General features: G+C 63.6%; 19 protein-coding genes. 10 read left to right on the top strand and 9 right to left on the bottom strand.

Annotation, left to right across the window (positions count from 1 at the left end):
- Nucleotides 1-18 precede the first annotated feature (18 nt).
- From pssA to P0D70_RS05835, 5 genes are all read right to left on the bottom strand, one after another.
- Nucleotides 19-885 (bottom strand): CDP-diacylglycerol--serine O-phosphatidyltransferase, encoded by an 867-nt coding sequence (pssA, locus tag P0D70_RS05855; RefSeq protein WP_091795892.1) that lies wholly within the window; start codon nucleotides 883-885, stop codon nucleotides 19-21.
- A 24-nt stretch (nucleotides 886-909) separates the two neighbouring features.
- Nucleotides 910-1,548, bottom strand: a complete 639-nt coding sequence (locus tag P0D70_RS05850) for a phosphatidylserine decarboxylase (protein WP_011487483.1) — start codon at nucleotides 1,546-1,548, stop codon at nucleotides 910-912.
- Nucleotides 1,549-1,678: 130 nt separating this feature from the next.
- Nucleotides 1,679-2,695, bottom strand: coding sequence for a ketol-acid reductoisomerase (gene ilvC, locus P0D70_RS05845; RefSeq protein WP_091795894.1), 1,017 nt, complete (start codon nucleotides 2,693-2,695; stop codon nucleotides 1,679-1,681).
- 119 nt (nucleotides 2,696-2,814) lie between these two features.
- Complete coding sequence (ilvN, locus tag P0D70_RS05840; protein ID WP_091795896.1) at nucleotides 2,815-3,306, bottom strand: acetolactate synthase small subunit; 492 nt, start codon at nucleotides 3,304-3,306, stop codon at nucleotides 2,815-2,817.
- Between the two features lie 124 nt (nucleotides 3,307-3,430).
- Complete coding sequence (locus P0D70_RS05835) at nucleotides 3,431-5,194, bottom strand: acetolactate synthase 3 catalytic subunit (protein WP_095419949.1); 1,764 nt, start codon at nucleotides 5,192-5,194, stop codon at nucleotides 3,431-3,433.
- A 351-nt stretch (nucleotides 5,195-5,545) separates the two neighbouring features.
- On the opposite strand from P0D70_RS05835, the gene P0D70_RS05830 reads away from it, so the two are divergent.
- The 10 genes from P0D70_RS05830 (at nucleotide 5,546) to P0D70_RS05785 (ending at nucleotide 13,203) form a co-directional block, all read left to right on the top strand.
- Nucleotides 5,546-6,109 (top strand): RNA polymerase sigma factor, encoded by a 564-nt coding sequence (locus P0D70_RS05830; protein WP_054034971.1) that lies wholly within the window; start codon nucleotides 5,546-5,548, stop codon nucleotides 6,107-6,109.
- A complete protein-coding gene (locus P0D70_RS05825; protein WP_408183458.1) occupies nucleotides 6,106-6,534 on the top strand; it encodes a DUF3619 family protein in 429 nt (142 codons plus the stop codon). The genes P0D70_RS05830 and P0D70_RS05825 overlap by 4 nt, the downstream gene beginning before the upstream one ends.
- A gap of 16 nt (nucleotides 6,535-6,550) precedes the next feature.
- On the top strand, nucleotides 6,551-7,315 hold the full coding sequence (locus tag P0D70_RS05820) for a DUF3106 domain-containing protein (RefSeq protein WP_091795903.1): 765 nt from the start codon (nucleotides 6,551-6,553) through the stop codon (nucleotides 7,313-7,315).
- 12 nt (nucleotides 7,316-7,327) lie between these two features.
- On the top strand, nucleotides 7,328-7,849 hold the full coding sequence (locus tag P0D70_RS05815; protein ID WP_408183455.1) for an RDD family protein: 522 nt from the start codon (nucleotides 7,328-7,330) through the stop codon (nucleotides 7,847-7,849).
- Between the two features lie 366 nt (nucleotides 7,850-8,215).
- Nucleotides 8,216-9,157: a UDP-2,3-diacylglucosamine diphosphatase gene (locus P0D70_RS05810; RefSeq protein ID WP_408183452.1), complete on the top strand. Its 942-nt coding sequence runs from the start codon at nucleotides 8,216-8,218 to the stop codon at nucleotides 9,155-9,157.
- Nucleotides 9,158-9,193: 36 nt separating this feature from the next.
- Nucleotides 9,194-10,225, top strand: a complete 1,032-nt coding sequence (locus P0D70_RS05805) for a glycosyltransferase family 4 protein (protein WP_091795909.1) — start codon at nucleotides 9,194-9,196, stop codon at nucleotides 10,223-10,225.
- A 20-nt stretch (nucleotides 10,226-10,245) separates the two neighbouring features.
- Complete coding sequence (locus P0D70_RS05800) at nucleotides 10,246-10,914, top strand: diacylglycerol kinase (RefSeq protein WP_408183449.1); 669 nt, start codon at nucleotides 10,246-10,248, stop codon at nucleotides 10,912-10,914.
- Between the two features lie 205 nt (nucleotides 10,915-11,119).
- Complete coding sequence (locus P0D70_RS05795; RefSeq protein WP_091795911.1) at nucleotides 11,120-11,845, top strand: TetR/AcrR family transcriptional regulator; 726 nt, start codon at nucleotides 11,120-11,122, stop codon at nucleotides 11,843-11,845.
- A 2-nt stretch (nucleotides 11,846-11,847) separates the two neighbouring features.
- Nucleotides 11,848-12,432, top strand: coding sequence for an LOG family protein (locus P0D70_RS05790; protein WP_408183445.1), 585 nt, complete (start codon nucleotides 11,848-11,850; stop codon nucleotides 12,430-12,432).
- A gap of 24 nt (nucleotides 12,433-12,456) precedes the next feature.
- Complete coding sequence (locus P0D70_RS05785) at nucleotides 12,457-13,203, top strand: SDR family oxidoreductase (RefSeq protein ID WP_408183443.1); 747 nt, start codon at nucleotides 12,457-12,459, stop codon at nucleotides 13,201-13,203.
- Nucleotides 13,204-13,229: 26 nt separating this feature from the next.
- Here P0D70_RS05785 and P0D70_RS05780 read toward each other — a convergent pair whose 3' ends face one another.
- Genes P0D70_RS05780 through P0D70_RS05765 form a run of 4 tightly spaced genes read right to left on the bottom strand, consistent with a single transcriptional unit; the run spans nucleotide 13,230 to nucleotide 17,490 of the window.
- Entirely contained in the window at nucleotides 13,230-13,865 is a 636-nt protein-coding gene (locus P0D70_RS05780; RefSeq protein ID WP_408183441.1) for a DUF924 family protein, read from the bottom strand.
- Nucleotides 13,858-14,271 (bottom strand): group II truncated hemoglobin, encoded by a 414-nt coding sequence (locus P0D70_RS05775; RefSeq protein WP_408183439.1) that lies wholly within the window; start codon nucleotides 14,269-14,271, stop codon nucleotides 13,858-13,860. Before P0D70_RS05775 ends, P0D70_RS05780 begins: the two co-directional genes overlap by 8 nt.
- A gap of 28 nt (nucleotides 14,272-14,299) precedes the next feature.
- Nucleotides 14,300-16,882 carry an ABC transporter permease gene (locus P0D70_RS05770; protein ID WP_408183437.1) on the bottom strand — a complete coding sequence of 861 codons (2,583 nt, stop codon included), beginning with the start codon at nucleotides 16,880-16,882 and terminating at the stop codon, nucleotides 14,300-14,302.
- Complete coding sequence (locus P0D70_RS05765; RefSeq protein WP_091795925.1) at nucleotides 16,879-17,490, bottom strand: DUF4126 domain-containing protein; 612 nt, start codon at nucleotides 17,488-17,490, stop codon at nucleotides 16,879-16,881. The genes P0D70_RS05770 and P0D70_RS05765 overlap by 4 nt, the downstream gene beginning before the upstream one ends.
- Between the last annotated feature and the right edge of the window lie 132 nt (nucleotides 17,491-17,622).

Below are 17,622 nucleotides of genomic sequence, written 5' to 3'. Positions count from 1 at the left end.
CGTTGCGCTAGCGAACGATTACCTGTCGCGCGCCACCGACCGAGCCGGATTGGCCCTACCCCGCAGCGCCTGATAACCCCAGAACACGTAGCCGGACAAGCCATAAAGCACGAACAGGCCGAACAGCATCAGCGGCGGGTCGGAGGACACCAGCACGAACGCGACCACCACCAGCAGAATCACGCCGAATGGCACGCGATGCCGCACGTCGAGCGCCTTGCCGCTATAGAACGGCGCGTTCGATACCATCGTCACGCCCGCGTAGATGGTCAGCACGAAGGCGACCCAAGGCAGCCAGACCAGCTTGAGCGGCACGCGGTTGTCCGTGGCGAGCCACACGAAACCGGCTATCAGCGCCGCCGCGGCCGGGCTCGGCATGCCCTGGAAGAAACGCTTGTCGACCACGCCGATGTTCGTGTTGAAGCGCGCGAGACGCAATGCCGCACCCGAACAGTAGACGAACGCCGCAAGCCAGCCCCAGCGGCCGAGGTCCTTCAGAATCCACTCGTACATGACGAGCGCCGGCGCCACGCCGAACGACACCATGTCGGAGAGGCTGTCGAACTGCTCGCCGAACGCGCTTTGCGTATGCGTCATGCGGGCGACGCGGCCGTCCATGCCGTCGAGCACCATGGCCACGAAGATCGCGATGGCCGCGACCTCGAAGCGCACATTCATGGCCTGCACCACGGCAAAGAAGCCGCAGAACAGCGCCGCCGTGGTAAATGCGTTCGGCAGCAGATAAATGCCGCGCTTTCTCAGGAATTGCTGGCGCTGCGCGCGCCGGCTGTCGACCGCCGACTCCGTCACCATCGGCTTGTTACGGCGGAACGGACGCGGAAGCGGTCCGCTGTTACGGGGTCGACGCGGTTTGAATGCGGCCATTCGGAAAACCTCCTTGGTGCCGCTTTATAGTTCAGCGAGGATCGTGGACGACGCGGAAACCTTCTCGCCAATCGACACACGCGGACGGCTGCCCACCGGCAGATACACGTCGACGCGCGAACCGAAGCGGATAAATCCGTAACGCTGACCACGGGTGAGCGGCTCACCTGCCCGTACGTAGCAAAGAATGCGCCGCGCGATCAAACCGGCGATCTGCACCGACGTCACGGTCTGGCCGCCGGCCGTTTCGATCACGATCGCATTGCGTTCGTTTTCGGTGGAAGCCTTGTCCACCGCGGCATTCAGATACGCACCCGGAAAATATTCGACCTTGGAGATCGCGCCGTCCACCGGCGAGCGTTGCGAGTGGACGTTGAAGACGTTCATGAACACGCTGATCTTCAGCGCTTCACGATTGGCATACGGATCGTGCGCGGTTTCGACTGCGACGATACGGCCGTCGGCCGGGCACAGCACGGCATTCGCCTGCGTGGGGATCGGGCGTGCCGGGTCGCGGAAGAACTGCACGACGAAAATCAACAGCAGCCAGAACAGCCATGAAACGCCGAATCCCGCGAAGAAGTGAATCAGGAGTGCAACGACGGCCGCGATGGCGATGAACGGCCAGCCTTCTCGCGCGATGATCGGATGTGGGTAATTCATGAATGGCTTCTGTGTTTTTGTAAAACCGTAGGATAGCAAAAGCCGCCCAGGGTTCAGCACCCTTGGACGGCTTTTTGATCTGTCCGGTTGTTACGGCATAGCGCCGCACCGGACATCAGCGTGAATCAGCTTAGTTCTTCGACTGGTCGACCAGCTTGTTCTTCGCGATCCACGGCATCATTGCGCGCAGCTTCGAACCGACCTGTTCGATCTGGTGCTCGGCCGTCAGACGGCGGCGCGATTGCAGCGTCGGTGCGCCGGCCTTGTTTTCGAGGATGAAGCTCTTTGCGTACTCGCCCGTTTGAATGTCGGTCAGCACAGCCTTCATCGCCTTCTTCGTTTCAGCCGTCACGATACGCGGACCCGTCACGTACTCGCCGTATTCAGCGTTGTTCGAGATCGAGTAGTTCATGTTCGCGATGCCGCCTTCGTAGATCAGGTCGACGATCAGCTTCAGTTCGTGCAGGCATTCGAAGTACGCCATTTCCGGCGCGTAGCCCGCTTCCACCAGCGTTTCGAAGCCGGCCTTGATCAGGTCGACCGTACCGCCGCACAGCACGGCTTGTTCGCCGAACAGGTCGGTTTCCGTTTCTTCGCGGAAGTTCGTTTCGATGATGCCGGCACGGCCGCCGCCGTTCGCCGCAGCGTACGACAGCGCGATGTCACGTGCTGCGCCCGACTTGTCCTGCGCGACAGCGATCAGGTGCGGCACGCCGCCACCTTGCGAGTAGGTGCCGCGAACCGTGTGGCCCGGCGCCTTCGGCGCAATCATGATCACGTCGAGGTCGGCACGCGGAATCACCTGGCCGTAGTGAACGTTGAAGCCGTGTGCGAACGCGAGCGCTGCGCCTTGCTTGGCGTTGGCGTGCACTTCCTTCGCATAGACTTCGGCGATCTGCTCGTCCGGCAGCAGCATCATGACCACGTCTGCGCCCTTGACGGCTTCCGCCACTTCCTTGACTTGCAGGCCGGCGTTCTCAGCCTTGCTCCACGATGCGCCGCCCTTGCGCAGACCGACCGTGATGTTCACGCCGCTTTCCTTCAGGTTCAGCGCGTGCGCATGGCCTTGCGAGCCATAGCCGATGATGGTGACTTGCTTGCCCTTGATGAGGGAGAGGTCGGCGTCCTTGTCGTAGAAAACTTTCATGTCGGTTCCTTGGCTAAATTCGATGATTCAGTGAGATTCAAATACTGCATATAGTTGTTGCTGGCCGGGTTCTTAAAGGCACTGCCCGGCCTGGATCGAGACGGTTGAACGCTCGCGCGTCACACCTTCAGAATGCGCTCGCCGCGACCGATACCCGAGCTGCCCGTACGGACCGTCTCGAGAATCGCCGTAGCGTCGAGCCCTTCGATGAAGGCATCGAGCTTCTCGCTCGCGCCCGTCAGTTCGATCGTGTAGGTCTTTTCAGTGACGTCGATGATGCGGCCGCGGAAAATATCCGACATCCGCTTCATCTCCTCACGTTCCTTGCCGACCGCCCTCACCTTGATCAACATCAGCTCGCGCTCGATGTGGGCGCCCTCGGTAAGGTCGACCACTTTCACCACCTCGATCAGGCGGTTCAGATGCTTCGTGATCTGTTCGATCACGTCGTCCGAGCCAATGGAGACGATGGTCATGCGCGACAGCGAACGGTCTTCGGTCGGAGCCACCGTCAAGGTTTCAATGTTGTAGCCGCGTGCCGAGAAGAGACCAACCACGCGTGATAACGCGCCCGGTTCGTTTTCCAGCAGGACGGAAATGATGTGTCTCATGTTTCGCTTCTTCCAGATGTTTTGTCGATGTCTGCGAACGGTTCGCGCCGCTTCGTCCGCAGCTCGCCTTTCATGAAGGCGCGCAGGACGAAGCCAACGCGGCGTTTAACTCAACGCGCCGTCGTTATAGATCTTCCGAACCCATGAGCATCTCGGTGATGCCCTTGCCGGCCTGAACCATCGGCCAGACGTTTTCGGTCGGATCGGTCTGGAAATCGAGAAACACCGTGCGATCTTTCAGGCGCAGCGCTTCCTTGAGCGCCGGTTCCACATCTGCCGTGCGTTCGATACGCATGCCGACGTGGCCGTACGCTTCGGCGAGCTTCACGAAATCCGGCAGCGCATCCATGTACGAATGCGAATAGCGCTTGCTGTATTCGATCTGCTGCCACTGGCGCACCATGCCCAGATAGCGGTTGTTCAGCGAAATGATCTTCACCGGAGTCTCATACTGCTTGCAGGTGGAGAGCTCCTGAATGCACATCTGGATCGAGCCTTCGCCCGTGATACAGAGCACGTCGTCGTCCGGGTGCGCCATCTTCACGCCCATCGCCGCCGGCAGGCCGAAGCCCATCGTGCCGAGGCCACCGGAGTTGATCCAGCGGCGCGGCTTGTTGAAGCGATAGAACTGCGCCGCCCACATCTGGTGCTGGCCGACGTCGGAACACACGAAGGCATTGCCGTCGGTCAGTTCCCACGCCTTTTCCACCACGTACTGCGGCTTGATGATGTCGCTCTTGCGGTCGAACTTGAGGCAGTCTTTCGCGCGCCAGGCTTCGATGTCCTTCCACCAGTCGGCGAGCGCCGCGGTGTCCGGGCCATGCTCGGCCGTTTGCAGCTGCTCGATCAGCTCCTTCAGCACTTCCTTCACGTCGCCGACGATCGGAATGTCGACCTTGACGCGCTTGGAGATGGAAGAAGGATCGATGTCGATATGGATGATCTTGCGCGGACGCGATGCGAAGTGCGCCGGGTCGCCGATCACACGGTCGTCGAAACGCGCGCCGATCGCGATCAGCACGTCGCAGTGCTGCATCGCCATGTTGGCTTCGTACGTGCCGTGCATGCCGAGCATGCCGAGGAATTTCTTGTCGCTCGCGCGGTAGCCGCCCAAACCCATCAACGTGTTGGTAACGGGGTAGCCGAGCAGGTCGGCGAACTGGTTCAGCTCACGCGATGCGTCCGCGAGAATGATGCCGCCGCCGGTATAGATGTACGGACGCTTGGCCGACAACAACAGCGAGACCGCTTTGCGGATCTGGCCGGAGTGGCCCTTCGTGACCGGGTTATACGAGCGCAGCGAAACCGTTTTGAGCGGTTCGTACTGGCACGGCGCCTTGGACACGTCTTTCGGGATGTCGATCAGCACCGGGCCGGGACGGCCGGTACGAGCAATGTAGAAAGCTTTCTTGACGGTGGCGGCGAGGTCGCGCACGTCCTTCACGAGGAAGTTGTGCTTCACGCAGGGACGCGTGATACCAACCGTGTCGCACTCCTGGAACGCATCCTGGCCGATCGCGGCAGTCGGCACCTGGCCGCTGATCACCACCATCGGGATCGAATCCATGTACGCGGTGGCGATGCCGGTCACCGCATTGGTGACGCCGGGGCCGGAGGTCACGAGGCACACACCGACCTTGCCGGTGGAACGCGCGTAGGCGTCGGCGGCGTGGACCGCGGCCTGCTCGTGGCGCACGAGCACGTGCTGGAATTTGTCCTGCTTGTAAAGCTCGTCGTAAATGTAGAGTACCGAGCCGCCGGGATAGCCCCAGACAAACTCGACGTCTTCGTCGGCCAGTGCCTTCATGAGCACGGTGGCGCCGATAGAGTCAGCTTCGGGATGGGGGGTCGTATCCGACGTGGAGAATTCCGCGCTGGGCATATTCATTTATTCACCTTTCGAATTTTCGGCAAAAAATTGATCGGGTGCTCTCTGCCGGGCTTGTGGCTCGGGTTCAAGCGGCGCGTCCAGTTGACAGGTGAGCTTCTTGGGCCACACCTCAATGAGACAAGTCACTTATGTTGCGAACCAGCGACGATATCTGCAGACGCCCGCGCGGTCAAGCAAATATTGCCTGAGCACGCCGCACCGAACTCTCGATATTGACCGAAAGGCTGTTATGGAGATGCAAGCTGAATCACGTTTCGCCCCAGCGACGCAAAAGTTTGTTAGCATCCGCGAGTTTTACGACATTTTTCGACCGATTACGCGCACGCTCGCTGCGCCGACCCCCAACGGATGGCATCAGACAAGGAACTCGCCGATTTTCTGGCGGGCGTCGAAAGGCGCGCATTCAAGCAGACGGTCTACGCCGTGCGGGACGACGACGCCTCGCTCGACATCGTGCAGGACGCGATGATCAAGCTCGCCGAAAAATACGGCGACCGTCCGGCGGCCGAACTTCCGCTCCTGTTTCAGCGTATTCTCCAGAATGCGATGCACGACTATTTCCGTCGTGCCAAAGTGCGCAATACTTGGGTTAGTCTTTTTTCGTCGCTCGGCAACGCCGACGACGACGAATTCGACCCCCTCGAAACCTTCGAGGCGCAGCAAGGCTCGGCGGGCTCCGAGAGCAACGAACAGAAACTCGAACGCGAACAGGTTCTGCAGTTAATCGACGACGAGATCCAAAAGTTACCGGCACGTCAACGGGAGGCGTTTCTCATGCGTTATTGGGAGGATATGGATGTCGCCGAGACTGCCGCCGCAATGGGCTGCTCCGAAGGCAGTGTGAAAACGCACTGCTCGCGGGCCACCCACACGCTGGCGCAAGCGCTCAAGGCCAAAGGAATCACGCTATGAGCTCCCTAGAAACCAAAGAACTCGAGTTCGCCCGCCAGGTGCGCCGCGCGCTCGACGAAAACGCCGCCAGCATTCCGTCCGCCACTGTCGATCGACTCGCCGCGGCGCGCCGCGCCGCGCTCGCGCGCAAGAAGCCCGAAACCGTGAGCGCGCCCGTGTTCGTGCCGGCCTTCGCCGGCGCGGGCGTGCCTGCCGGCATGCCGCCAGCCGAACTACCGCAGCGCCGCCGTTCGCCGCTGCGCCGCTTCGCGCTTGCGTGGCCGCTCGTCGCGCTGGTGGTCAGCCTCGTGGGGATCGCCTACTGGGAGGACCAGCAACGCACCGCCGAGCTCGCCGATATCGATGCCGCCATGTTAAGCGACGACCTGCCGCTCAATGCCTATCTCGACCACGGTTTCAACGCGTACCTTTCACGCGCCCACTGAGCGGGAGATTTCTCGGGTGAGTTACAAGCGCGGCCTGGCCGTTGTTTTCGGATGCACGATCGCGGCCCTGGTGTCGTTCGCCGCGACATATCCGCGCTTTTACCCGGGTCCGTCGACCGTCAGCGCGCCCGTCGCGGGCGGCAACGCCACCGCCAAGGCGCCCGCGCCCACGCCCACGCTCGCCGTCGAATTGCCGAGCCTGCCCGGCAGCAACAGCCCAATGGCGTGGACGCGCCTGACATCCGCCGAGCATATCGCGCTCGCGCCCTTCGAAGCCCAATGGGATTCGTTTAGCGACGAACGCAAGCGCAAATGGATCAAGATCGCGTCGCGTTACCCGAAGATGTCGCCCGATGCGCAAAAGCGCCTACACGAGCGCATGACTGAATGGACCCGCATGACGCCCGATCAGCGGCGTGTCGCGCGAGAAAACTATCAGGTGTCGAAGGAATTGCCGCGCGAAGCCCGGCAGAACGCGTGGAAGGCCTATCAGCAACTGCCCGAAGAGCAGAAGGAACGGCTCGCCGCCAGCGAGCGCAAACGGCGGCCGAGCGTCGTCAGTGCGCCGCCCTCGGGCCGCAGTGAGATCAAGGGACTCGATCGGCTCGTGAATGCGCGTGAGCACGGCGCAAGCGGCGCCGCAGCCGTGAGCGCCGCGGCGGCCGCGTCGTTGCCGAGCCCGGCCGCCGCGCCGCCGATTCCCGCCGCCGGCAGCTTCGTGCCCGCTACGCCGCTGCCTGTTTCGCCGGCTGAAGCGCCGTCGATCTTCAACGGCTCCTGATCGGGCCCCACTGTGTCCCAGCCGCTTTCGACCCCTGCATTGCCCGCTGATGCAACCGGCAATGCGCCCACCGTAAGGCGGCGTCTCGCAGCGCTGCTGTACGAAGCGCTGATTCTGTTCGGCGTGGTGTTCATCGCCGGATATCTGTTCAGCACCCTGACCCAGCAACGCAACGGGCTGACCCATCACAACCTGCTGGCCGCATGGATCGGGCTCGTGGTCGGCGTGTACTTCGTCTGGTTCTGGACCCACAGCGGCCAGACCCTGCCGATGAAAACCTGGCGTCTGCGAGTCGTCGCCGCCGACGGCGCGCCGCTCTCCACTGGTCGTGCCATAACCCGCTACGTGCTTGCGTGGCTGTGGTTTTTACCACCGCTCGCGCTGCATCCGCTGCTCGGACTCAAGCTGCCGCAGACGCTCGCGATCGCCGGCATCTGGTTCGTGTTGTGGGCCGCCACCGGGCGCGTCGATTCGCAACGCCAGTTTCTGCACGATCGCCTCGCCGGCACTCGGGTCGTTAGCGTCTCCGGTTGAGCGGTTGAACCCGACGGGCAATTCTTTCGCTCTCCTGTTGGACCGGCGCCACATCGTGCGATCTGCAACGGCGGTTCTTGTGATGCGTTGATTTCCACCGCTCGCGCTTTGCCGCTTCTCCCGCTGCACCGCCTCTCTCCCTCCGCCCTGTCTCCCGCTCCGCCACCTCTCGCCCTCCGCTGCGTCTCGCGCTTCACAGACCATCGCACCTCACACCAATTCGATTTCACTGCATCTTCCGCCTCGCATCTCACACCCCACCGCCCCCTCTCCCCACGCCCGCAGTAATAAGAACTTCTCATGACTGTCACGGCACAGTCACGCGCGCCCGGCCCAATACGGGCACCGCAACTCGACGCGTGAGCCATGGACCCCAAAACGTCCGCGACTTCCCTGTTCCGCCAGACCGGCCCGAGCGTCGACCCCGTCGCGTTCCTCCCGGAACCCAACCATAGCCACGGACGGCCGTTGCCCGTGGCGCCATTGCCGCTCGACGCCAACGCCGGCCAGCACGACGACGACCACGCCGCGCCGCACCGCTACCGCACCATCTGGCTCTCCGACATCCATCTCGGTTCGAGCGGCTGCCAGGCGCCCTATCTGCTCGATTTCCTGCGCCACAACGAGTCGGAGTATCTGTACCTCGTGGGCGACATCATCGACGGCTGGCAGTTGAAGAAAGGCTGGTACTGGCCGCAGGCGCACAACGACGTCGTGCAGAAGGTGCTGCGCAAGGCGCGCAAAGGCACCCAGGTGATCTACGTGCCCGGCAATCACGACGAAGCCGCGCGCCAGTTCTGCGACCTCGCGTTCGGCGACATCCACGTGCGCGGCGAGGCGTTTCACACCACGCTCGCCGGCAAGCGTCTGTGGATCGTGCACGGCGATCTGTTCGACGGCGTGATCCAGCACGCCAAGTGGCTCGCCTATCTCGGCGACACGCTCTACACCATGATCCTGATCCTGAACCGCTGGTTCAACCGGATCCGCAGCCGGCTCGGTTTTCCGTACTGGTCGCTATCGCAGTACCTGAAGCATCAGGTGAAGAACGCGGTGAATTTCATCTCGTCGTTCGAACGCGTGATGACCGACGAAGCGCGCCGCCGCGGCTGCGACGGCGTGGTCTGCGGGCACATCCACAAAGCCGAGATACGCGATATCGACGGCGTCCTGTATTGCAACGACGGCGACTGGGTCGAAAGTTTGTCAGCACTGGTCGAGACGTATGAAGGCGAACTCAAGGTGATCTACTGGACCGTGGTGCGCTCCCCGGAAGTGGGCGTGCAAAAGGCCCGGGCGACCGCGTAGTCCCTGCTTGTTAACTTCTCTATTGGGCCGAAACCGATGAAGATCATGATCGTCACCGACGCATGGGAACCGCAGGTCAATGGCGTCGTACGCACGCTGAAAAACACCACGCGCGAACTCAGCGCACTCGGCCACCGCGTCGATCTGCTGACGCCGCTCGAGTTCAAGACGATCCCTTGCCCGACCTATCCGGAGATCCGTCTGTCGCTGCTGCCGCGCCGCAAGCTGCGCCAGCGTATCGACGCATTCGCGCCCGACGCCTTGCATATCGCCACGGAAGGTCCGCTCGGCATGGCCGCGCGCGCCTATGCGATTCAGCACAAGCTGCCGTTCACGACCGCTTATCACACGCGTTTTCCGGAGTATGTGCAGGCGCGCTTCGGCATTCCACTCGCCGCGACCTACAAGTTCCTGCACTGGTTTCACAAGCCGTCGCTGTCCGTGATGGCGCCCACGCCGGTCGTCAAGAGCGACCTGGAGAAATTCGGCTTCACCAACGTCGTGCTGTGGACGCGCGGCGTCGACCTGGACATCTTTCACCAGATGGACTCGAAGGTGCTCAATACCGCCCGGCCGATCTTTCTGTATGTGGGACGTGTGGCGGTCGAGAAAAACGTCGAGGCGTTTCTTAAGCTCGATCTGCCCGGCTCGAAGTGGGTGGCCGGTGAAGGCCCGGCGCTCGCCGAACTGAAGTCGCGCTATCCGCAAGCGAATTATCTGGGCGTGCTCACGCAGGCCGAACTGGCGAAGGTCTATGCGGCCGCTGACGTGTTCGTGTTCCCGAGCCGTACCGACACGTTCGGGCTCGTGCTGCTCGAAGCGCTCGCCTGCGGCACGCCCGTCGCGGCATATCCGGTCACCGGTCCGATCGACGTGCTCGGCGACGGCGGCGCCGGCGCGATGCACGAGGACCTGCGCGAAGCTTGCCTGGAAGCCCTGAAGATCGATCGCAACCATGCTCGCGCGTGGGCCGAACGCTTCTCGTGGGCGGCGGCCTCCGAGCAATTCGCCGCGCATCTGAAGCCACTGCCGCGCGCAACGTACCGCGAGGAAAGCGCCGCCGCATGACGCGGCGCGCCGAGCTGTCCATGCGAACCAGAACCACTACTGTGGCCCGCGCGTCGAACGGCGCGCTGCGCGCCGTCGATACCGACAGTACCGCCAGCATCGAACCGATCGACGACGTGAGCGAACCAGGCACGCCGAATCATGCAGATCACGCGCATGGTTTGGACGGCATGAACGGCACGCGCGTGACGAACAACATGCGACACGCCCCGCCACGCGACGCACAAGACGAAACGCAGCACGACGCGCAGCACGAACCGCTCAGCCCCGACGATCCGCTCGCGCCGCTGCCCTTCAATCCGTACAAGGGCAATCGCGGCGTCACGCGCGCCTGGCACGCGATGAAAAATTCGCTCGCGGGGTTTCGCGTCGCGATCCGCGAGGAAAGCGCGTTTCGCCAGGAACTCACGCTCGCCGCGATCCTGATTCCGTGCGGCGTGCTGGTGCCGGTCGATCCGGTATCGCGCGTGTTGCTGCTCGGCTCCGTGCTGCTCGTGCTGATCGTCGAGTTGCTGAATTCGAGCGTCGAAGCGGCTATCGACCGCATTTCGCTCGAACGCCACGAACTCTCGCGACGCGCGAAGGATCTCGGCAGCGCGGCCGTGATGGTCGCGCTCGGCATGTGCCTGATGACGTGGCTGCTGATCGTCGGGCCGCTCGTCGCGCACTGGCTCAAGGCATGGCTGTGAAGCCACGCCGCGGCCGCTTCAGCGCAGCCGAACCGTAAGCGAACTGTGCGCGAAATCGCCGCGAATAATGAAAACCCTGAGTATTCGCTTGGTATAAGAACGCTCGGTTTATAATCGTTCGATACACCAACCGCGTCCGGGCGGATCACGCAAAGAGCGGCACGCCGCCGTGTGCCCCAGCCCGGCGTAACCAGGGCCGGACGACATGGAAGCCAAACCTCCCCGCCGCACGCGCGAACGGATTCTCGAACTCTCGTTGAAACTGTTCAACGAAATCGGCGAGCCGAACGTCACGACGACGACGATCGCCGAGGAAATGGAAATCAGTCCAGGCAACCTGTACTACCACTTCCGCAACAAAGACGACATCATCAACAGCATCTTCAGCCAGTTCGAGCAGGAGATCGAAAAGCGTCTGCGTTTTCCCGACGACCATCGCGCGACCATCGACGAAATGTGGTCGTATCTGCAGTACATGGTCGATTTCACCTGGCGCTATCGCTTCCTGTATCGTGATCTGAACGATCTGCTGGCGCGCAATCGCACGCTCGAAACGCACTTCAAGCAGATCATCAGCCACAAGGTGCGTTTTGCGAGCCAGTTCTGCGAGCAGCTCGTGGCCGACGGCGAAATGGTCGCCACACCTGAAGAACTGCACGTGATCGCCACCAACGTCGGCGTGATCGGTACGTATTGGCTCTCGTATCAGTTCGTGATGAACCCGCGCAAATACAACGAGCAGGAGGCGATTCGCGCGGAGCTGCATCAGGTGAGCGTGCAGATCGTCTCGTTGATGGCGCCTTATCTGCGCGGCCGCTCACGGCAGATTTTCGACGACCTCGTGTCGGGCAAACTGCCCAAGCGCGAGTTTTACGACTACCTGCCGCCCAAGGAAGGCGCCGCGCCCCGCAACGAACCGAAGGACGCTTGAGCATGAAGTCGGTGTGTGTGTATTGCGGCTCCTCCAACGGGGCTAAACCGTTGTATGCCGAAGCGGCGCGCGCCTTTGGCCGCGCGCTGGTGCAAGCCGATCTGGCGCTCGTCTACGGCGGCGGCAAGGTCGGTCTGATGGGCGTGATCGCCGACACCGTGATGGCCGAAGGCGGCCGCGCGATCGGCGTGATTCCCGAGCTTCTGGTCAGCAAGGAAGTCGGCCACAACGGCCTGACCGAACTGCACGTGGTGCCCGACATGCATCATCGCAAGAAGATGATGGCCGACCTGTCCGACGCGTTCGTCGCGATGCCGGGCGGCGCGGGTACGCTCGAAGAACTGTTCGAGGTCTACACGTGGGCGCAACTCGGCTACCACCAGAAAGCGGTGGCCGTGCTGAATATCGACGGCTTCTATGACCCGCTGATCAATCTGCTGCAGCATACCGTCGAAGAAGGCTTCATGCGCCAGACCTATTTCGACATCCTGCAGATCGACGCCGATCCCGCCGCGTTGATCGGCAAGCTGCAACGCTATCAGCCGCCCGCCAGCGACAAATGGGCGATCAAGCGCGACGCGGTCTGACTTTTCCCGAACGATGAGGTTGCGATGACGAAAGCCGTTCTGATCACCGGTGGCAGCCGCGGCATTGGCCGCGCAACCGCGCGTTTGCTGGGTGCGCGCGGCTGGTCCGTCGGCGTGAATTACGCGCAGAATCTCGCGGCAGCGCAAGACACCGCCGCCGATGTGGAACGGGCCGGCGGCCGCGCGTTGACGATCGCCGGCGACGTCGCGAACGAGGCCGACGTGCTGGCCATGTTCGACACGCTTGAACAGAAGTTCGGGCGGCTCGATGCACTCGTCAACAACGCGGGCATCGTCGCGCCGTCCAGCCAACTCGCCGACATGGACCTCGCGCGCCTGAAGCGCATGTTCGACGTCAACGTGCTCGGCGCATATCTCTGCGCACGCGAAGCCGCGCGGCGCATGTCCACCACGCGTGGCGGCGCGGGCGGCGTGATCGTGAACGTTTCGTCGGCGGCGTCGAGGCTCGGCTCACCGAACGAATACGTCGACTATGCCGGCTCGAAAGGCGCCGTCGACACCATGACGCTCGGCCTCGCCAAGGAACTCGGCCCGCAAGGCGTGCGTGTGAACGCGGTGCGCCCCGGCCTGATCGACACCGAGATCCACGCAAGCGGCGGCAAGCCCGAGCGCGCCGCGCAACTCGGCGCGACCACACCGCTGGGCCGCCCCGGCACGGCCGGTGAAGTGGCCGAGGCCATCGTCTGGTTGCTGAGCGACACCGCCTCGTATGTGACGGGCGCACTCCTCGACGTGGCCGGCGGCCGCTAGGCGTTTCGCGCGCGCTGATCGCAAATCTAGAACGATGAACCCGGTTCGCGCAGGAACGCGCTTTCTTCAGCCGTAGAAGAACGCCCGAGCAGCGCATTGCGATGCGGAAAGCGCCCGAACCGCTCGATGATTTCCGCGTGGCGCACCGCGGACCGATAATACGACGCGCCGCCCGGTTCAGCTTTCAGCAGTTTGAACAGTCGCAAAGATTCGCGCTGACCGGCGAGCGTCTCGTCGTGTTCGAAAGGCAAATAGGCGAACGCGCGATGATGCGCGCTCGGCAACAAGCGATCGGCGCCGCTTGCGATCATCTGCTGCGCGGTTTGCAATGCCTTGTGGTCGGCCGCGAACGCGCGCGATGTGCCACGATGACAATTGCGGGAAAACTGGTCGAGCACGATGACGAGCGCCAACGCGCCGAGCGGTGTGTCGGCCCAGTGGTCGAGCGTGGACTCGCATGCCGCATCGATCAGGGTTCCGAAGCGTTCACGCAGCATCGTGTCGAACGCCGCGTCGCGTGAAAACCAGCGTTTGTGCTGCTTGCCGAACTCGGGTGTGCCCGGCGCGCCGAACCAGCAGTCGAGAACTTCGCGTGCCTGCGGAGGCAGAACGGCATAGTCCGCCGAAGTCGTGCGCGAAGTCTGCCCAACCTCCTCAGCCATTGCGATTGCGCATCCAGTCGGCCGTTTCGAAGAACGAGCCGAGCAAGCGCTCTCTCAGAGGTTCCGCGAGCCCGATATCTTCCATCGCCCACGCCATGCATCTGAGCCACTGATCGCGCTCGCCGGATGCGATCGCGAACGGCAGATGCCGCGCGCGCAGACGCGGATGACCGAAGCGGCTGATGTAATGATCCGGACCACCCAACCATCCGCATAAAAACCAGAAGAACTTGTCGCGCGAACCGTCGAGCGATTGCGGATGCAACGCCCGGATTCCGGCGAAGTCCGCTTCGAGATCCATCAGATCGTAAAAGCGGTCCACCAGTTCGCGCACGCGCGCCTCGCCGCCCACCAGTTCGAAGGCCGTGGGCTGCGCCGCGGACACTTCGTCGTTCAAATCACTCATACCCACTCACCAACCAGAAAAAAGAAATTCACGCATCCCGCAGCGATTGCAACGCGGGCCGCGCCAGCACATGCCGCAAGCTCAGCCAGCCGCCCACGCCGGCGCACGCGACGCCGGCGGCAATGCCCGCCGGCAAGAGCCAGGGATCGAAGCTCAGATAAAACTCGAACACGCGCGTTGCCAGCACGTAGCCGATAGCCTGCGCGCCCACCGCCGCCATCAGACCCGCCAGCGCGCCCACCGCCACAAACTCGGCGACCTGCACCGAGCGCACCTGACGATGCGACGCACCTAATGCGCGCAGCAGCGCGGATTCTCGCATGCGCTCATCACGCGTGCCGGCGAGCGCCGCGTACAGCACGAGTACACCCGCGGCAAGCGTGAACGCGAACAGGAACTGCACCGCGCCGATCACCTGCTGCAACACGCGCTGCACCTGCGCGAGAATCGGACCAGTATCGATCGCCGTGAGGTTCGGGTAAGTCGAGATCAGGCCGTCGATGGTCGACTGTTTCTCTTGCGGCAGATGGAAGCTCGTGATGAACGTCGCCGGAAAATCCTGCAACGCGGCGGGCGGCATCAGCACGAAAAAGTTGACCTTGAACGAGCCCCAGTCGAGCTTGCGCACACTCGTGACGGGCGCGTCGATCTGCAAGCCGGTCACGTCGAAACGCAGCATGTCACCAGGCTTCACGTTGATCAGCTTGGCGAGGCCCTGCTCGATCGAAATCTGCGGCGTGGTCGTGTCGCCGTACCACGTGCCGGCCGAGAGTCGATTGTCGTCGGGCAACTCGGTGGTGTACGACAGATTGAACTCGCGATCCACGAGACGTTTGGCGTCGTCACCCTTGAACGTATCCGGATTGACCGGCTTGCCGTTGATCGCCGTCAGCCGGCCGCGCACCATCGGCGAAAGCACCGTGCCCGGCACGCCGTGCGTACTCAGATAGTGTGTGACGGCGTCGCGCTGATCAGGCTGGATATCGATGATGAACTCGTTCGGCGCATCGGGCGGCGTCGATTTCCGCCAGCCGGCCACGAGGTCGTTACGCGTCATCGCAATCAGCAACAGACACATCAGCCCGATGCCGAGCGCGGTGATCTGCAATGCGCTCGCGCTGCTGCGCCGTTCGAGCGATGCCAGTGCATAGCGCCAGCCGATTCCCGCATTCACGCGCTCGCTGCGCACCACGCGCGCCGCGCCCCACAACGCGAGCCGCGCGATGCACGCGAACACCAGCAGCCCGCCCGCGAAGCCGCCCGCCACGATCCCGCCGAGCTTTAGCTCGCCGGCCGCGACGATCAGCAGCGCCGCGAACAGCACGATGCCGAGCGCGTAAGCCGCCCATGCGGTGCGGCCCGCCTCGCCCCATTCACGGCGCAGCACGCGTACCGGCGGCACTCTTGTGAGCGGCAACAACGGCGGTAACGCGAAGCCCAGCAACAGCACGAGACCGGCCGCGATGCCTTCGAGCGCCGGCCATGCGGTCGGATACGGCAGCGCGACATCGATCAGACTGCCGAGCCACGTGAGCAGCGCGAGGTGGCCCAGATAACCGAGCGCCACACCCAGCGCGCCGCCGATCAACCCGAGCCCCACGAATTCGAGCGTGAAGAGCGCGCGCAGTGTCGCCTGACTGACGCCGAGGCAACGCAGCACCGCGCAGCCGTCCAGATGCCGGCGCATGTATCGATGCGCGGCCATCGCAATCGCCACGGCCGCCAGCAACGCGGTGAGCAGCGAGACGAGCGTGAGGAAATGACTCGCGCGGTCGAGCGTCTGGCGCACTTGCGGTTGCCCGTCCTGCAACGATTCGAGCGCGACGCCGCGCATCTTGCCGCCGTCCACGCGGTCGTGCGCGAATTGCGCGAAACGCGCCACCGCTTCGTCGGGCCCCGCGACCAGCAAGCGGTACGTCACGCGGCTGCCGTAAGCGATGAGGCCGGTCGACGGCACGTCGTCGGCGCGCAGCATCAGGCGCGGCGAGAAATTGACGAACGAGAAACCGCGGTCGAGTTCGCGCGTGATGACCGCGCCGATCGTGAAATTGCGATTGCCGACTTTCACCGTATCGCCGACATGCACCTTCAGCGCGTCGAGCAACGCCTGATCGACCCACACGACGCCCGGCGGCGGAATCGATCGCGCCGGATAGTCCGCCGCGCCCGGCGCCGAGGCAATGCGCAGCGCGCCGCGCAGCGGATAACCGGGCGACACCGCCTTGATGGCGGCGAGCCGCGAGACCGGCTGCGCGCCGGTCGAGTTGATCATGCTGGGAAAGATCGCCGTGCTGGCGGTGTTCAAACCGAGCGCTTCGGCTTGCCCGGCGAATTGCGGATCGACCGGATGATCGGCCCGCACGATGAAGTCGGCGGCGATCATGCGCCGCGCGTCGCGCTCGAGCCCCTGGTGCAAACGGTCAGCCAGAAAGCCGACACTCGACAAAGCCGCCACGGCCAGCACCAGCGCCAGCAACAGCATCGTCAATTCGCCCGCGCGCCAGTCGCGCGACGTCATACGAACGGACTGGCGCAACAGATCCCTACCGCCGAACCGGCGCGTCGGCGGTGTCGCCATGCGCGCCGCGGAACCCCGTACCGTATCGCTCAATCGTGCCTGCTCCTGGCAAAGCGCGACACCATGTGCGTCGCCATGCCGCGAAAACCGCCCTGGACCCCACGCCAGAGCCGCGGCAACGCCCAGCCGGCCAGCATCAGGAAGCCCACCATCAACACCAGAAAGAGGAGCGGCACGAACAGCGCGAGCAACATGCCGCCGAACACGAGCCCGTCTTCAGCCGTCGAGGTCACGACATTCGACACCGGTTCCGGCGACAGGTTGATCAGCGCGCGCGTCCCCGCTTTGGCGAGGTGCGCCGTGCCCGCCAGCGTCCCGCCCGCGAGCGCGGCCACGGTCAACAGCGCCGGATCGGCATGGCCGAGCGCACCGGCGGCCAGCACGGCGCCCGCCGGAATGCGGATAAAGGTATGAACCGCGTCCCACAGCGAATCGAACGCGGGAATCTTGTCGGCGAGAAATTCGGTGACGGTCAGCACGCCCGCCACGCCGATCACCCAAGGCGAGGACAATGCGGACAGCGTATCGGGAAGATGAACGAGGCCCAGACGGGCGAACACGCCGGCCAGCAGGACCGTCAGATAGAGGCGCAGACCGCTGCCCCACGAGAGGCCCGCAGCGAGCGAAAGTGATTCAAGCATGGCCGCCTCCGGGCGCGCTGTGCGTGCCGGGCGGCTTCGACGGGCCAATCATGGGGGAGCCGCACCGAAGTCGTCAGACCCGCGCCAAGCCGGCCGCGCCAAATGGGCCGCGGACAATGTCAGGTTGGATTC

This window comes from Paraburkholderia sp. RL17-381-BIF-C, from assembly GCF_046026435.1.
Taxonomy (GTDB): Bacteria; Pseudomonadota; Gammaproteobacteria; order Burkholderiales; family Burkholderiaceae; genus Paraburkholderia.
This window is presented reverse-complemented; position numbering and strand designations above follow the sequence as displayed.

Excerpts from the sequence above, each read along its gene's own strand:
- ilvN (WP_091795896.1), bottom strand. The coding sequence starts at position 3,306 with ATGAGACACATCATTTCCGTCCTGCTGGAAAACGAACCGGGCGCGTTA.
- P0D70_RS05775 (WP_408183439.1), bottom strand. The coding sequence starts at position 14,271 with ATGAGTGATTTGAACGACGAAGTGTCCGCGGCGCAGCCCACGGCCTTC.
- ilvC (WP_091795894.1), bottom strand. The coding sequence starts at position 2,695 with ATGAAAGTTTTCTACGACAAGGACGCCGACCTCTCCCTCATCAAGGGC.
- P0D70_RS05800 (WP_408183449.1), top strand. The coding sequence starts at position 10,246 with ATGCGAACCAGAACCACTACTGTGGCCCGCGCGTCGAACGGCGCGCTG.
- P0D70_RS05810 (WP_408183452.1), top strand. The coding sequence starts at position 8,216 with ATGGACCCCAAAACGTCCGCGACTTCCCTGTTCCGCCAGACCGGCCCG.
- P0D70_RS05835 (WP_095419949.1), bottom strand. The coding sequence starts at position 5,194 with ATGAATATGCCCAGCGCGGAATTCTCCACGTCGGATACGACCCCCCAT.
- P0D70_RS05825 (WP_408183458.1), top strand. The coding sequence starts at position 6,106 with ATGAGCTCCCTAGAAACCAAAGAACTCGAGTTCGCCCGCCAGGTGCGC.
- P0D70_RS05790 (WP_408183445.1), top strand. The coding sequence starts at position 11,848 with ATGAAGTCGGTGTGTGTGTATTGCGGCTCCTCCAACGGGGCTAAACCG.
- P0D70_RS05795 (WP_091795911.1), top strand. The coding sequence starts at position 11,120 with ATGGAAGCCAAACCTCCCCGCCGCACGCGCGAACGGATTCTCGAACTC.
- P0D70_RS05785 (WP_408183443.1), top strand. The coding sequence starts at position 12,457 with ATGACGAAAGCCGTTCTGATCACCGGTGGCAGCCGCGGCATTGGCCGC.
- P0D70_RS05850 (WP_011487483.1), bottom strand. The coding sequence starts at position 1,548 with ATGAATTACCCACATCCGATCATCGCGCGAGAAGGCTGGCCGTTCATC.
- P0D70_RS05805 (WP_091795909.1), top strand. The coding sequence starts at position 9,194 with ATGAAGATCATGATCGTCACCGACGCATGGGAACCGCAGGTCAATGGC.
- P0D70_RS05830 (WP_054034971.1), top strand. The coding sequence starts at position 5,546 with ATGGCATCAGACAAGGAACTCGCCGATTTTCTGGCGGGCGTCGAAAGG.
- P0D70_RS05780 (WP_408183441.1), bottom strand. The coding sequence starts at position 13,865 with ATGGCTGAGGAGGTTGGGCAGACTTCGCGCACGACTTCGGCGGACTAT.
- P0D70_RS05765 (WP_091795925.1), bottom strand. The coding sequence starts at position 17,490 with ATGCTTGAATCACTTTCGCTCGCTGCGGGCCTCTCGTGGGGCAGCGGT.
- pssA (WP_091795892.1), bottom strand. The coding sequence starts at position 885 with ATGGCCGCATTCAAACCGCGTCGACCCCGTAACAGCGGACCGCTTCCG.